Genomic DNA, 14,765 nt, shown 5'->3' with positions numbered 1-14,765 from the left:
TTATTCCTTGCTCGCAGAGAGATAAGTGGCATGGGGCACAACGCTCAGCAGACGCTCGACCATGCGCGGGTCGCGGTGCTCGGGCGCGGTCATCACCGCGGTGTCCAGGGCGCGGTCGCAACCGCAGGGGCAGGCACCGGCATGCTGGCCCAGGCGCGTCACGGCTTCGGTCACCAGGCGCCGGGTCAGGTTGAAGGTGTCCGCCATGCGTTGCGCCACCAGGGTAGCGTTCACCGGTTCGTGGGATTCGTGCCAGCAGTCGAAATCGGTCGGAATGGCGATCATCGCGTAGCAAAGCTCGGCCTCGCGGGCCAGCTTGGCTTCGGGCATCGCGGTCATGCCGATCACCGTGCCGCCCCACTGGCGGTACAGGTGGGACTCGGCGCGGGTGGAGAACTGCGGGCCTTCCATGACCACGTAGGTGCCGCCATTGCGCGCCTGGATATCGGCAGCCTCGGCACTCTCGGCGAGCACGCCGCGCATGCGCGCGCAGACCGGCTCGCCGAAGGGCACATGGCCGACCAGCCCGGGGCCGAAAAAGGTTTTTTCCCGCTGGATGGTGCGGTCGATGTACTGGTCGATCAGCACAAAGCTGCCGGGAGGCGCGTCGTGGGTCAGGCTGCCCACCGCGCTGACCGACAGCAATTGCGTGCAACCGACGCTGCGCAGCGCGGCAATGTTGGCCCGGGCATTGATCGAGGCCGGTGGTATCACGTGCCCCACGCCATGCCGTTGCACAAAGGCCACGGGCACGCCATTGAGCGTGCCCAGGGTGAGCGGCGACGACGGCGTGCCGAAGGCGGTCGTGCATTCCACTTGCTGAATGTCCTGCAGGCCTGGCAGCTGTTGCAGGCCGCTGCCGCCGATGATGCCGATACGTTGAACGTGCTGGGTTGGAGTGGAATGGGTCACAGGCTACCTCTCGACTTCAGGGGGGACGGTTCGTGTTCGCTGCACACCAGGCGCTCATAGAGTTCGGACAGGGCCGTGGGCGCATTGCCGCGAGGCAACAGCAACCCTTCGCTGGCGTTGCTGCTGTAGCGCGGTTCGTGGATTTTCAGGTGCCGGTCGATCGCCGGCAGGTAGTTCCAGCGCACGCCGGGGTACAGGGAATGCGCCAGGTGATAGGCGTCGGACGTCGGGGCGATGAATACCCGCACCAGCCAGCCGGAAACCCCGAAGTAATCGGTGGGCCGGCCCGCCAGGTATTCCAGCTCGCGGCGATTGCGCGCGGTGCCCTCGATGAACCAGCGGTGCTCGGTCAGCAGCGAGATCCAGGCAAACACCGGATAGGACGTCAGCAACGGCAGCAACCAGCCGAACAACACGCCTTTCCAGCCGCCGAAGGCGTACAGCAACGCCGCCACCGCCGCCACGCTCAGGCACCGCACCAGGGTGGTCAGGCGGGAATGGTTGAGCAGGCTGCTGCGCACCAGGGTGGTAAGGTTCACCCAAGCCCCGCGAGGAGTCAGCGGGTACAGCAACAGCGCATAGAAACCGCTGGGCGACAGGCCCGCCACATAGCCGCCGGCATGCACCCGGGCGCGGTTGGGGTCGAGTTGCGGATGGTTGGGGTGGCGATGGTGCTCCAGGGTATGGGTCTGGTGCCGGCTGCGCATGTCGCGCTTGAACATCGGGAACTGGTAGAACACGTTGCTCAGCCACCACTGCCAGGCATGGTGGCGACACAGGGCGAAGTGCACCGCGTTGTGCCCGAACTCCTGCAACGCGCGCATGCGCCCGCCGCTCCACAGCAGCACCGCCAGCCAGGCCAGCGGCGACGAGTAGATCGACGCCGCCTGCACCGCGGCGACTATATCCAGCCATGTCCAGACAAAGGGCAGCGGCGCGAACCAGGTATCCAGCGGGCGGTAGTACTGCTCCCGCCGCCCCTCCAGGCGCGGTATCAGCTTGAGCAGGCGCAGCACCCGCTGCGCATCCCGGTAATAAAACGCCACCAGCGCGCGCAACAGCAGCGAAACAGCGATCAGGCCCAGCAGGACCATGTGCTCGGTGTCCATGATCAGGCCCCCTCGTGAACGACGGCGCGCCGCTCGTTGCTGGCGTAATGGCCCAGCAGTTCGCCCAATCCGCTGAAGACCGGGGCGTCGGCCTGCCGCAGGCGGTTTAGGTCCTGATGGCCGGTGCTGACCAGCAGCGGCTGCCAGCCGACGGCCCGCGCCACGTCGTAGTCGTGCAGGGTGTCGCCGATGAACAGGGTACGCCCGGCCGGCGTGCCGAGCTTCTCCTGCAGCATCAGGGCCTCGGCGGTCTTGCTGGTGGCCTGGTTGTGGCTCAGCCCCACGACATGCTCGAAATGTCCGAGCAGGCCTTTGGCTTCCAGGGTCTTGCGCAGCACGGCGCAATGCGAGGCGGACACGATGGAGATGCCGATACCGGCATTACGCGCCGCCTCCAGCACCTCGAATACCCCGTCGTGCAGCGGGCACTGCGCGACATGCGTATCGAAATGCTCCAGGTAGTGCTCGACGATTCGCGCGAAGGGCGTGCGCTGCAGGTCGAACCCCAGGGAGGCGTAGAAATCGGCAATCGGAAAGTCGAACAGCGCACGGTAGCGCGCGGCATCGATGGGCGGCACCGCATAGCGCTCGCCACAGCGATTGACCGCGCTGACCGCCAGGGCGATGTCGTCGATCAGGGTGCCGTTCCAGTCGAAGACCAGGTGTTCGATCCCCGAGAAGTGCAGTCGATCATCGATCATGGTCGGGTTTTCTCCGCAAGAAGGGCGTTGAGGGCGATGCGCGAGGCGATCGCCGGTGTGTAGAGCTTGCTCGGCTCCATCACCAGGTTGGTCACGCCAATCTGGGTTTCCAGGGCCCGCCGATTGTTCGCCGAGACCTGGCCCAGGCCGGCGCCGTACCAATGATGGAAACGCGTGCGCCAACTGCGCTGGCCCACGGTTTCGGGAAAACGGAAGTCTTCGGTGGTGGCCATGCTCCAGGCGCCATCGACCACTTCGCACAGGCGGCCCTGCAATTGGCGAAAGCCCTGGCCGCCCTGCAATACTTGGTCGATGTGGCGGTCGATGCAATCGGCCTCCAGCGCGCCGATGGTCATGCCCTGGCTGTACAGCGGGTTCATGCTGCTCAGGGCATCGCCGACCACCAGCAGCCCGGCCGGCCAGTGCTCGACCCGATCGAAGTGCGTGCGGCGACTGCCGGGCATCTTGAAGGTATGGACCGGCGACAGCGGCTCGGCGTCGCGGATCACCTCATGGATATCCGGCACCGGAAGCGCCGCCAGCGCCTGCAGGAACTCCTGCGGGTCGTTGCCGGGAAAGTGACCGAACCAGCCACCGGTGGTGACCATCCAGCGGTCGCCTTCGATCGGGCTGATCACTCCCATGGAACGCTGCAACGGCGCCTTGGGCAGTACCAGCAGCACTTGCCATTGCTCGGCATAGGCCGGAAGGCGCCGGTAGATGCGCGATGCATAACCCAGCTCGGTCTTGACCACGCTGGTCTCGACCTCGCCGAAGCCAGCCTCTTTCAGCCACGTCGGCAAGCGCGTGCCACGCCCGCTGGCGTCGACCAGCAGGTCGCAGCGCAGCCTACGTTCGCCCTGCCCATCGTCGACGGTCACCGCCTCGACCCGCCGGGAAGGATCGACCCCGGTGAACTCGATCTGCGTGACCCGGGTGCTCGACAGCACCTCGACGTTCAGCACACCGAGCAAAGCCCGGCGCAGCTGGTTGTCGATCAGGCGCCGGCTGCAGTAATGGGCATAAATGCCACTGCGGTAGCGGTTTTTCCAACGCCCGCCCTGGTACCACTTCACGTCGTGACCCAGGTCGGCCACTTGCGCGCCGCCCTGCTCCAGGGCGCTCAGGGTGCCGGGGAAGATGCCTTCGATGATCTGCTTGCCGCGCAGCAGCAACAGGTGGACGTGGTGCTCCTGGGGCAGGCTCTGGCGAGGCCCGGTCTCGTCGAAGAAATCGCTCTTCTCGATCACCGTGACCCGCTGGAAACGCCGGGCCAGGACCGCGGCCGTCAGGCAGCCCGTCACGCTGCCGCCGATGACCACGGCATGTCGACCGCCCGTGGCGGTATCAGGCTGGGGAGTAGTCATTGAGCACCTTTGCAATGTAAGCCAGGTCGTCGCCCGCCAGGCCCGGGTGCAGCGGCACCGTGGTCAGCGAACGCAGCAACCGGGCGGCGTTGGGGCAATCGCGGCGGTACTGCGCCAGCAGCGGCAGCTGGTACAGCGGCTGGTTGTCGTACTTGCCGATGTCCGAAGGGATGCCGTGACGCTGCTGGTAGTGCACCAGTTCACGCCCGTCGTGCCCCACCGCCTGCAACAGCAAGGCATAGGCATTGGCCTCTCCACCGGGGGTCAGCGGCAGTTCGCGGAGCGCCGGGTTGTCCAGTTGCTCCAGCAGCTGCCGGCGGTTGGCCTGGCGCTGGTGCAAGCGGCTTTCCAGCTGCCGCGAACGCGCCAGCCCGAGGGCGGCCTGCAGGCCGCCGAGCTTGAGGTTGATGCCCAGGGTTTCGCCGGTGAGGTTGCCGAAACGGGTGTAGGCGCGGATACGGCTGGCGCGCTCGTCGTCATCGGTCATGACAAAACCGCCCTCGCCGGTGGACATGAACTTGCAGTCGTGGGTGCTAAAGCAGCTGATGTCGCCATGCTGCGCCAGCCAGCTGCCGTTCAGGCGCGTCAGGTGCGCATGGGCCAGGTCCTGGATCAGCGGGATGCCGGCCTGGCGCGTGGTGGCCCAGGTGGTATGCGAGGCGATCGGGTACCCCCACATCGGCACCTCGATCACCGCGCAGGTCCGCGGGCCGATGCAGCGTTGCAGGTCATCCGGGTCGAGCCCGAAGTTGTCCGGCGCCACATCGCAGAACACCGGGACCAGGCCCAGGGACAGGATCGGCAGGACGGTGCAGATCGGGCACGTGGGCGCGACTATCACTTCGTCCCCCGGCTGGAACCGCACGCCGGCCAGTGCCGCGGTGACCGAAGCGGCCCCCGACGACACGGCGATCACATGACGCACGCCGTACAACACGGCGAGCGCGGTCTCGTAGTCCTCGACGATCTGCGAGGTGCCGGTCAGCCCTGTCGCCAGGGCGCGTTGCAGTTCGGGCACATCGTCGGGGGTATCGTGGCCGCACTTGTCCGCGATGACCCGGGCCTGTTGAGCAAGGGCCTGGTTCATGGCGCCACCTTCCGGCCGACCATGTCCCATACCTCGGCATCGGCGAACACCCGGTCCACCATGCGCCGGAAGTTGGGGAACATCTTCAGCTCGGCGGTTTCCTGCCGGCTGAAGAAGCGCGCGTTTTCCACCTCGCGCTCCGGCGGGCAAGCCCGCAGGTCGGTGGCGGTGAGGTAGATCAGGTCCAGGTGGTAATGCGGCCCGCGCTTGTCATCAATGTATTCGCAGAGGATCCGGTAAGGCTGGTGCAACACAGTGACGTCGGTCTCGGCATCGGCCAGTTCCAAGTCACGCTCGCCCAGCAGGGCGGCGTGAATCCCGGCTTCTTCGTAGATCTCGCGCAGCACCGCCACATCAGGGGTTTCCCCCTGCTCGATATGGCCGCCCGGATACAGCCAGACCCCCAGCTTGCGGTGGTGCAGCAGGAGCATCTTGCGGTCGGGGTTCAACACGAACGCCGAGGCCGTGAAATGCCGGTCCAGGGTCGAACGATCAGGAACGTCCGTCATCATGCGGCCCCGTACTGGTTGATCCGTTCGGCCATGTAGTCCAGTTCGGCGCGGGTGATGTCCGGATGGACCGGGATGGTGGTCATGCTGGCCAGCAGCGCCTCGGCGTTAGGGCAGTCGTTGCGGTACTGGGCCAACGCCGGGAACTCATAGAGCGCCTTGCAGCCGTAGCGCTTGATGTCCGACGGGATGCCCGCCTCGTCCAGGTAATCGATGAAGGCCCGGTTGTCGGCGAAATGCAGCTCCAGGTTGAGGAAGTAGTAGTTGGTCCGCCCGCCCTCGATGATGACCTTTTCCCGCACCTTGCTGTGGTCGAGCTGCTGCAGGAAGTAGGTGGCATTGGCGCGGCGCTGCTCGATCTGCGCGGCCAGCGAGTCCAGGCGGTTGGCGCCCAGGGCGGCGGGCAGCGCGGCCAGCTTGTAGTTGAGGCCGAAGTCCTTGCCGTTGAGGTTGCCGAAGCGGCTGTAGTCGCGGCAACGCTGGGCCAGTTGGTCGTCGTCGGTGAGGATGAACCCGCCCTCTCCGGTGGCCAGCGGCTTGCGTTCGTGGGTGCTGAAGCACGACAGGTCGCCGTAGGCCGACAGCGGCCGGCCATTGAGGGTGCTGCCATGGGAATGCGCCAGGTCGAGGATCAGCTTGATCCCCAGCTCGCGGGTCAGGCCTTGCAGCTCATCGACTTCGGTGGGGTAGCCCCACATCGGAATATCGATGATCGCCCGGGTCCGCGGGGTAATGCGGGCCTTGATCGATTCCGGGTCGGCGCCGAAACCGTGACGGCGGGTGTCGACGAAGATCGGGTTGGCGCCCGCGGCGATGATCGGATAGATGGTGCACAGCGGGCAGCTCGGCGTCAGCAGGACGTCGTCGCCGGGACCGACGCCGGCGGCGTAGATCGCCACGCTCAGGGCCGCGCCACCCGAGGAGACCGCGATCGCATGCCGCGCCTCGAACCAGGCTGCCAGCTTGGCCTCGTATTCGCCCACCACATCGCTGGTGCCGGACAGCGGCCGTTCCAGGGTGTTCTGCAAGGTCAGCAGATCGTCGGCGTACACCGGGCGGTATTTGTCGGAAACGGAGATGCGGGCGGCGCTGGAGAGATTAGAGGACATTGGTCTGGGCTCCGAGAAAGGCTGGGGACTTGGCGGCATGGGTGGAGTGGAGGGCAAGCACGGGGGCGACATCGGCGCGGGCGCTGTCGGCATGACAGATCTGCTCGATCACCCGGAAGGTCGGCAGCAGGCTCTCGAAGCTGGCCTCGTAAGGCGTACGGTTGCGCACCGCGTCGAAGAACTTCTCCAGTTCGCCGAAATAACCGCTGCGCTCATAACCCGAATCCAGCGGCCCTGGCTGCCACGCGCCGCGCCAGCGCTTGGCGGTGCCGGTTGCCCCGGTGCCATGCACCGGCTCGTGCAGGGTGATGTTCCAGAGGTTGTTGAGCTCGACCATCATCGAATTGGAGCTGACGATCTTCATGTCGAATTCGAAGTACGGGAACATCGTCCCGCTCAGCAGGCTGACCGTCGCGCCGGAGCTGAAACCGAGCTCCAGGCTCACCAGCAGCGAGTCCTCGTGGCGCTGGACCCGGGATTCGATATCGCGCAATTCGCCACCGCCGAAGGTCACGCCAAGGTCGATGGTGTGAATCGCCTGGGCCAGCAGGAACGAACGCAGCGTGGAATCCAGCCCCCACAGCGGCGCGGTGGGTTTGCTCGCATAGTGGTTGAGCTGGATGTGCACGACCTTGCCGAACTGCTCGGTGCGCGTCATATCGCGCAGCTGGCGCATGGGCTTGGCATATTTGAAGTTCATGCCCACGCCGGTGACGACCTGGGCCTGGCGCGCCGCGCCGATCAGGTATTCGAGCTCGGCGAGGGTGAAGCACGGCGGCTTCTCGACGAAGACATGCACGCCCTTGGCCATTGCCTTGATCGCCAGGTCGCGGTGCGCCTGGGGCGGGCACGCCATGACCACCGCATCCAGCGCAGCGGTATCGAGCATGTCGTCGAAGTCGTCGGTGATCGCGACCTCGGAGATGAAGCGGTGAATCTGTCCGGCGCGGGTCAGGTCGCTGTCGCACACCGCGACGATGCGAATATCCGGCATTTGCAGAAGCGTGGGCAGCAGGTTTTCTTGCATCTGCGCGCCGAGACCGACGATGCCAACTCTGAGTACAGTCATAACCATCTCCATCCTGGAAAAGTGGGTACTGCGTCATAAAAAGGTTGGACGAACGACTACACGGGATCCGCTTCGGGTCACCTGCGGGGTGAGCCGATCCGGTCCGACATTCGCTTCAATCGAGGCAGGATTGCCTCAGAACAACGGATCACCTTTACAGAGTCCGTTCGGGCTGTTGCCCAGGGTCACCCGGGTGGAACACTCGGATGTTTCTCGCCACACGCCGACACCCGGCTGATGCCGAGGAGCCATAGAGGCGCGATGGGCAGAAGGGATAGCGCCGCGAAGGCGATAGGTAGGAGGGGAATCAGGTCGAATCGAGCGCCGGTGGCAATGAGCTACCCGGCCGAAAACCTGGATCGAAGAATTGTGGCTTCGTTTAAAAACGGAACAACGACCGAAATGCCGATACGCATGCATAACTGAATCATCCTTGAAGCGCTGTTTCTATCCCTTGTTATGCAGGAGCTCCGGTTCCGTGAGCCCTTGCTTTCCACACACCTCATCAATGTGTGGCTTGGAGGTATAGATCAGGCTTTTTAGGAGCGCAAATCAGTTGCTATATCGTTTCATCATATTGTTTTGAATAATCCGGACATAAGGCAACGGGCCATATAGGCCCGGACCCGGCGTTGTTGAACCCGCGGCCAAATTGACCCGCGCCATCCATTGCGTCTTTTGCGCAAGCGTCGCGACGACCGGGCATAGCGGGTTGCGCAATCTCACGACCTGAGGCCGCACGGGCCCTGGCGCTGAAGTTTGATCATTGTTGAGGATTATTGATTCGGATTATCCAGCCCCTACGGGCAGCATTGCGCTACGCCTTGAGCGACAGGCAGGCATCGCCTCGCGTCAGCTCAAGCGTGTATCGGGGGCAAGGTCAGGAAACCGCAATGTCAACTTTCAACACTGGGAAACAGAACATATGTGCATGTCGAACAAATGGCTCGTAGGAATTGTCCTGAGTTGCGTATTCCAGGCCGGCTGTGTCTCGAAGGTGGCGCAGCAAGAGCAATATTCGGGCTTCTTGCCTAACTATGAGGGCCTGGAAGAACACACCACGCCCAGTGAGCAGACAGTGCTGCGCTGGGTAGCACCAGGGTTTGATCCTCACGCCTATTCCACCGTCGTGTTCAAGGAAGTGATACTGTATCCCTCGCCGAAAGCGACCGAGCGGGTCAACCTGCAAACCCTCAGGGACCTGCAGGTCAACGCCAGCAACAGCGTAAGGAACGCATTCGCACCGTCCTACACGGTCGTCTCGAGTGTGCGCCAGGCAGCGCCCCATTCGCAGACCTTGATCCTGCAGGCGGCAATCACCCAGGTCAGCGCCAGCAACGAAGGCATGCATTGGTATGAGGTCGTCCCCATCGCTGCAATCGTCGGCGCAACACAGGCCGCTACCGGTCATCGCGATCAGACGGCGGAGCTGTATCTCGAAGCCGATTTGATCGATGCTAAAACCGGTTTGCCGGTCGCCAAGATGGTTCGCAAGGTGTTCGGCGAGACCTTGGAAAATGCCAGCCAGCCGATAGTCGCCAATGACTTCAAGGCTGCATTCAAAAGCATGACAAACGACATGCAGACGTTGCTTTCCAAGCAGTAACCAGCGCGTAGGCCCGGGTGCAAACGTTGCATTGCATCGAAAGGTTCAGGGTTTCAGGAACGGCAGTCGCGCTGCGTCTGCAAAGACAAACCGCCAGGCCGGGTAACGACGGCCATTGAGAGTCCGACTTGATGAAAATTTTCAGCTTTGCCTTATCGGCCTTTGTATTTCTCGCCAGCTCCGGTGCGATGGCGGCGACGGTGGTTCCATTAAAGGGCCAGACTTCCCAGACGATCCAGCAAGACACCAGCGCCTGCCAGTCGCAGGCCAACGCGCAGTTCCCGACACAGAACACCGTGCCGGCCGGCGGCCGGGTAAAAGGCGCCACCACCGCGGCCATCGCCGGGGCCACTGCCGCGGAGGTCCGGGGTCGGCAACATGAAAACGTCTACGATCAGATCGACGACGATATCAAGCAGAACTATCGCCAGAACCGTGCACGCAGCGCCGCGACGGCCGGGGCAATGATCGGCGCGTCGAGACAGCGCCAGGAACGCAGGCAGGACCTGAAAACCAGCGAACAGAACATCACCGCCAATAACTCGGTATACACCAGTTGCCTGCAACAGCGTGGCTACAACGTCCTGCCTTGAGCCGCCGAACTTTTACACAGCGCAGGCATTCTTGATGCAGATTGGAAAATCAATTTCGCATGCTGCACTGGAATGCCTGCACGTTCGCCCCTCCCCCCTGCCCCATCTTTCCTTCTCCCTCTGCCTGCAATCCTTGTCCAGCGGTTCACGGCAATACGACACGACGGATATGACTGGCCGCAAGCTTGTGCTTGAATAACAGGCCGTCCGATACACTGCCTTGCACTTTTCGGATGGCGGAGAGGACTCGCACTGAGCATCATCGCTGCCTGCGATTAACTCCCGTGGATTTCCTTGCTTGATTCCAATGAGACTTTTGATGGGCTGTTCCAGCAGTGTCCAGTGATTCTCCCTGCACTTCGCGCGCCCATCCGCGCGCCATCGACGCCGTCTCTATACTCAGCCAGAACCACCTGAACGAAGGATTCCCATGCGCTACGCCTTCAAGTTGAAAAACGACGCCATGGTTGTTTTCGACCCGGATACCGCCTTGCTCTCTATCACTACACCTCTTGGAGAGGTGCAAAACTCCACGATAGGCAGGGCTGAATCGCGTCTACTGAATCTGCTGCTGATGGAACCGGGTCAGACTAAAAGCCGCGAAGAGATCATCGACTACACCTGGAATGACCGTGTCGTCGCCTCCGGCAGTTTGAATCAAGCCGTTTTTTCCCTTCGCAACATTCTCAACGACAGTCGAGATCACGAGATCTTGATGACGGTTCCGCGAAGAGGTTATTGCTTCAATCGCCAGTATGTAGTCAATGCGCCCGCCGACTTGCCGATGCCGCCAGATACCGCCGCACAACCTGTCGAGCCGGTCATGGAAGTGCTGGAGGCCAACCCGAAAGAAGCCCTGCCGTTGCCTTCGGAAAAAGCCAGGCCATCGACTCGCATCACCAAAGCCCAGTTGATCGGTTACATCCTGACCTTGGGCGTGTGTGCCTTTACCGGTTTCCGCTCCGGCTTCGACACGCCGAAAATTGAAGTTTCCAGCATAAAACAGAACGATCTGGTCATTCATGCAGTGGCCAACACGGTCGCCGAAGCCCAATCGCTGAGGGATCTTTCGGCGAAACAGGTTCAACAGTCACCCGAGTTGAAAGGCCAGGTCTGGTTGAATCTCGCTAAATCAAACTATTCCGTTTCGTGCGTCCGCCCGGATCTAAGCACTGCAAACCTGCAATCGCACAGCGAACAGAAAGATCTCGCACTGATGATCCGGCAATGTTTGGAAGCCACCCTATGAAGCCAACAGTATCGACCGCCCATTGGCTAGTGCTGGGAGCCATTAACGCCGCGTGTATTTTCTCGCTGACTTACTCGCCCACTCACTACATGGAAAACATCAGTTATCAAACCATCACCCAACAATGGCTGGAAGATTCGAACCAACTCAATACGGAAGAGTACATGACCATCGGGCACGGTCGACTTACCCAAACCACGCTGGAAAGCTTGAACGGAAAAATTCGTAACTCTACTATTTCGGCGGACGTTATCCGTGAGAGTAATCATCACGTTCAAATTAAAATCAGGACCGTCAAGTTAAGCCAGGATAACGAACTGTTCGCCATCGAAAAGACGCCGGATCTTTTTTTCAAACGCCAATACGTCCTGCAAGAAGGCGCGGTTCTAAATTACGAACTGATCCCCACTACCGATAAAAACACCATGTGTGTTTATGTGCATGAACTGAGCCGCCTGCGCTGCATGAGTCACTAGCCCCTGCGATGCCTCACCTGAGCTTGACCAGGCGCCAGCGCTTGATGCCCGTGGTCCGCCAATGCCGATTCAAACAGAAAAATAATAATCACTGATTTGGATCAGACGCTCCCTCCCCTTCAAGATCTCGCCATTGTAGCGTTCGGAGCCGTGCCTGTTGCCCCCCGGCAGAAAACCGGCTCCGCGGCCCTCATTCAAACACTCTTGCGGGTGCCCGATGCAAACATACCTTTTTTGCGAGTCGTCAAATCGATGATAACCAGGATCCTGGCAGTGCTCTCTTTGGTTGCACTGCCCTTTTACTCGGCGGCGCAAAACGAGCACTCCAGCGCCAGCACCGAGATCGAGTTCTACCAGATCGAGTTGAGCCCGAACGAAAAACTGAAACTGTCGCAATTGAAAATCTACTTTGAAAATGAACAGCATGACGACGAAGGCACGATGGATCGTCCTGCTCCTTTCCCGCCACCGAACACGATTAATAAAGTTCAAGACTTTTCATTAATCCCCATTTGATCATGGCTCCTTAGCGGACTAGCCGGACTTTGAAAAAACGCAAAAATCCGCTACTTGACCATCGACCACCTGAGTTCTGACCTTAATACGCATCGCAAGACTATCCACAGGCCAAGCCGTGAAGCGATGCGGCTGACGCTGTGTTCTGCCTGAAAATCATTAATAGGGAACGCACATCAATGCTGCTGAAAAATCTCGCAACCGTCTCTTTGGGTGTCGTGCTTTCGCTCAAGGCCATGATCAAGGATGAGGAAGTCTACCGGCCTGACCTGACCACTATTGAAAACCGCAAAAAGACATTGGCCGATGAACAGTCCAACTACAGGATTCGCAGCTACTATCCAGCCAGCAATTACTTTGCCTTTGATGCAGCAGCCATCGACCCAACAGCTCAGAAAACAGCGATCTTCGGTTCGAAAACAGCGTCATGCAAACTTCAAAACCTGAATTTGCCAACAAGCGATACGTACGTTTTTTCAGCAGCACTGGAGCTTACGCCAGAGCCGTCGACGCCTGAAAAAACCGTTTAGCACTATCCATTGGCTGAAGAGTATTCAATTCCATGCGCAACATCCCTGATGACGTCTTTCATGTAACTTCAAGTCCCGCGGGCACTCCCAAGAGAACGATTGGCCCGTGGGGGATGAACCTCATTCCATCAGAGCGCAAAGCAAGCATTCGACAACACAAGCTCATTCACAGCTCCAGGTTCCAACGCAGCAGGCTGGAGTTCGATTCAACCGTCACCCTGACCGGTTCGGTTCCCCATGGCTTTGTGACCTTTGTCATTTCACAGACTTCCGTCGGCCGTCCGCTGGTGAACAACCACGCACTGCGGCCTAACGAAATCGTCGTGCTCTATAGCCGCGAGCCCGTGCATTACATTTGCGAACCGAATGAAACCATTTTCATCCTGAGCACGACGCTGGAACATTATGCACAGTGCCTCAAAGAACATTCGGTGATTGATGTATTTGCACATCGAAAGGAGCAGCGCTTTCAGGCTGCGAACTTCAAGCTGATTCAAGCTGCCCTGCAGAAAATTGGCACTTATTTTATCGACGCCACACAGCGCCGCCGCGCCGCCATTGAAAGTGTTCTGCTGGCTTCTCTATTACGGGCCCTGACGCCTGCTAATCGCTCCGAACTTTACCCTCCGAGAAGAAGGAAAGTCGCGACAGAAGTCATGGATTACATTCACCAGAACACCAAGAAATCGCTCAACATCACCGCGCTGGTCATGCAGTTTGAAACCACCTCGCGCAGTTTGCACCACGGCTTTTCCGAAACTTTCGGAATTTCGCCGATCGCCTATATTAAGAACCTGCGGCTCGCCAATGTTCGTCGAGACTTGATCCGCAACACTTGGCCAACGGTTACCGAAACCGCGATGTATTGGAACTTCCACCACCTGGGCCGGTTTTCCAAGGCCTATCAGGACGCCTATGGGGAACCTCCGTCAGAGACGGCCAGGCGCAACGCCACGAACTGATGGCCTCGCAGCTCCCTGCAGCGGCATCAAGCCCAAGAAATGACAATCAATAGTTTTCATCCGCCAAGCCCAATGGCCAATATTGATTATTTCCAACTCAAGGGACGGACAAGCATGCGCTATCGATTAAATGCACTGTCGCTCAAACAGAAAATCTTCTATTGCCTCGCCGCCTATTTATGTGGAGTCGCATTGGCCTGGTTGATTGATTGTTACTAATACTCTTGCTTTGAAAACTTCGCCGCAGCAGTAGTTAGTTGTTTCTATCAATAACTCCCGCGTTTCTTTTTGGGAGATGTCACGCATCAAAATCAATCAATGTCGTTATCGGTCTCGCGATCAATCGAATTCAGATAACCCAATCGATAAACCTGTAGAGGATTTTATTTCACATGCTATTGCGAAAAATTGGCTTCGTTTCACTGCTTTCGTTGCTGTCTTTTCAGGCACTGGCCGATGACAGAGGCCTGTATCTTGGCGCAGGCGTGAGCAGCATCGAAACCGACAAAACCCATCTGAGCGATGAGGACTACAGCTACAGCATCGAATTGGTCGACGGTGCGATCGTGCTGAAGCCAATCCGTGATCCTAATCCAGGATAGCTGCTGGCTCTGGCTGTCCGAGCTCACCCAATACAATTTGTGCACGTGCCTCAACAATCTCGATCAGCTCGAAGTGCTTGGGGAATTCGCGCTTCAGCCAGTCACTGGGCACAAAACGGTAATCCAGGTGCACTACTGTGCTCTGCCCATCCTCGTAGGCGCAAAGCATGACGTTCATCTCAGTCTCCTCTCCCGCCATTGCTGCCGGCACGAACACTACTCCGACGTCACTTACTCCAAAGGACCGCCGCCACTCGGGAAAACGCGAGCCGCACTACCCGAAGGGTGAAGGTGGTCGTCCGGCTTATCCGTTGATGGCGATGCTACGCATACACCTGATGCAGAACTGGTTCGGCTACAGCGATCCG

Annotated in this window: 16 protein-coding genes and 2 pseudogenes; 9 read left to right on the top strand and 9 right to left on the bottom strand. The window is 60.1% G+C overall.

What is annotated here, in order from left to right; translation table 11 throughout:
- The 8 genes from mtnP to CRO75_RS04495 are packed head-to-tail and all read right to left on the bottom strand — an operon-like array spanning position 1 to position 7,863.
- Complete coding sequence (gene mtnP / locus CRO75_RS04530) at positions 1-912, bottom strand: S-methyl-5'-thioadenosine phosphorylase (RefSeq protein WP_097134565.1); 912 nt, start codon at positions 910-912, stop codon at positions 1-3.
- Positions 909-2,021 carry a fatty acid desaturase gene (locus CRO75_RS04525; RefSeq protein ID WP_085532662.1) on the bottom strand — a complete coding sequence of 371 codons (1,113 nt, stop codon included), beginning with the start codon at positions 2,019-2,021 and terminating at the stop codon, positions 909-911. Before CRO75_RS04525 ends, mtnP begins: the two co-directional genes overlap by 4 nt.
- 2 nt (positions 2,022-2,023) lie before the next feature.
- Positions 2,024-2,722 (bottom strand): HAD family hydrolase, encoded by a 699-nt coding sequence (locus CRO75_RS04520; protein WP_097134564.1) that lies wholly within the window; start codon positions 2,720-2,722, stop codon positions 2,024-2,026.
- Positions 2,719-4,089, bottom strand: coding sequence for an FAD-dependent oxidoreductase (locus tag CRO75_RS04515; RefSeq protein WP_097134563.1), 1,371 nt, complete (start codon positions 4,087-4,089; stop codon positions 2,719-2,721). The genes CRO75_RS04520 and CRO75_RS04515 overlap by 4 nt, the downstream gene beginning before the upstream one ends.
- Positions 4,070-5,176, bottom strand: a complete 1,107-nt coding sequence (locus CRO75_RS04510; protein ID WP_097134562.1) for a DegT/DnrJ/EryC1/StrS family aminotransferase — start codon at positions 5,174-5,176, stop codon at positions 4,070-4,072. Before CRO75_RS04510 ends, CRO75_RS04515 begins: the two co-directional genes overlap by 20 nt.
- On the bottom strand, positions 5,173-5,685 hold the full coding sequence (locus CRO75_RS04505; RefSeq protein WP_239990559.1) for an NUDIX hydrolase: 513 nt from the start codon (positions 5,683-5,685) through the stop codon (positions 5,173-5,175). Before CRO75_RS04505 ends, CRO75_RS04510 begins: the two co-directional genes overlap by 4 nt.
- Positions 5,685-6,794, bottom strand: coding sequence for a DegT/DnrJ/EryC1/StrS family aminotransferase (locus tag CRO75_RS04500; protein WP_009041455.1), 1,110 nt, complete (start codon positions 6,792-6,794; stop codon positions 5,685-5,687). The genes CRO75_RS04505 and CRO75_RS04500 overlap by 1 nt, the downstream gene beginning before the upstream one ends.
- Complete coding sequence (locus tag CRO75_RS04495; RefSeq protein ID WP_087087341.1) at positions 6,784-7,863, bottom strand: Gfo/Idh/MocA family oxidoreductase; 1,080 nt, start codon at positions 7,861-7,863, stop codon at positions 6,784-6,786. The genes CRO75_RS04500 and CRO75_RS04495 overlap by 11 nt, the downstream gene beginning before the upstream one ends.
- A 925-nt stretch (positions 7,864-8,788) precedes the next feature.
- Here CRO75_RS04495 and CRO75_RS04490 point away from each other — a divergent pair.
- The 8 genes and pseudogenes from CRO75_RS04490 to CRO75_RS04455 form a co-directional block, all read left to right on the top strand.
- A complete protein-coding gene (locus CRO75_RS04490) occupies positions 8,789-9,469 on the top strand; it encodes a DUF3313 domain-containing protein (protein WP_097134560.1) in 681 nt (226 codons plus the stop codon).
- Positions 9,470-9,600: 131 nt separating this feature from the next.
- Positions 9,601-10,062, top strand: coding sequence for a hypothetical protein (locus CRO75_RS04485; RefSeq protein ID WP_097134559.1), 462 nt, complete (start codon positions 9,601-9,603; stop codon positions 10,060-10,062).
- A 430-nt stretch (positions 10,063-10,492) separates the two neighbouring features.
- Positions 10,493-11,311 (top strand): winged helix-turn-helix domain-containing protein, encoded by an 819-nt coding sequence (locus tag CRO75_RS04480; RefSeq protein WP_007924524.1) that lies wholly within the window; start codon positions 10,493-10,495, stop codon positions 11,309-11,311.
- Complete coding sequence (locus tag CRO75_RS04475) at positions 11,308-11,787, top strand: hypothetical protein (protein WP_097134558.1); 480 nt, start codon at positions 11,308-11,310, stop codon at positions 11,785-11,787. The genes CRO75_RS04480 and CRO75_RS04475 overlap by 4 nt, the downstream gene beginning before the upstream one ends.
- Before the next feature lie 96 nt (positions 11,788-11,883).
- Positions 11,884-12,303, top strand: a complete 420-nt coding sequence (locus CRO75_RS32965; RefSeq protein ID WP_177409721.1) for a hypothetical protein — start codon at positions 11,884-11,886, stop codon at positions 12,301-12,303.
- Positions 12,304-12,482: 179 nt separating this feature from the next.
- The gene (locus CRO75_RS04465) at positions 12,483-12,833 is read left to right on the top strand and encodes a hypothetical protein (RefSeq protein WP_097134557.1); all 351 of its coding nucleotides are present in this window, start codon (positions 12,483-12,485) and stop codon (positions 12,831-12,833) included.
- 32 nt (positions 12,834-12,865) lie between these two features.
- Entirely contained in the window at positions 12,866-13,795 is a 930-nt protein-coding gene (locus tag CRO75_RS04460) for an AraC family transcriptional regulator (RefSeq protein WP_097134556.1), read from the top strand.
- 392 nt (positions 13,796-14,187) lie between these two features.
- Positions 14,188-14,340 (top strand): annotated as a pseudogene (locus tag CRO75_RS04455) (porin family protein); the annotation flags it as partial.
- Between the two features lie 43 nt (positions 14,341-14,383).
- Here the strand turns inward: CRO75_RS04455 and CRO75_RS04450 are convergent.
- The gene (locus CRO75_RS04450) at positions 14,384-14,575 is read right to left on the bottom strand and encodes a hypothetical protein (RefSeq protein WP_239990557.1); all 192 of its coding nucleotides are present in this window, start codon (positions 14,573-14,575) and stop codon (positions 14,384-14,386) included.
- An 88-nt stretch (positions 14,576-14,663) separates the two neighbouring features.
- Here CRO75_RS04450 and CRO75_RS04445 point away from each other — a divergent pair.
- Positions 14,664-14,765: pseudogene (locus CRO75_RS04445) on the top strand (transposase); the annotation flags it as partial.

This window comes from Pseudomonas sp. LAMO17WK12:I10, from assembly GCF_900215185.1.
GTDB classification, from domain to species: Bacteria; Pseudomonadota; Gammaproteobacteria; order Pseudomonadales; family Pseudomonadaceae; genus Aquipseudomonas; species Aquipseudomonas chlororaphis.
The sequence above is the reverse complement of the archived record's forward strand: the minus strand, read 5'-3'. Positions and strand labels throughout refer to the sequence as shown.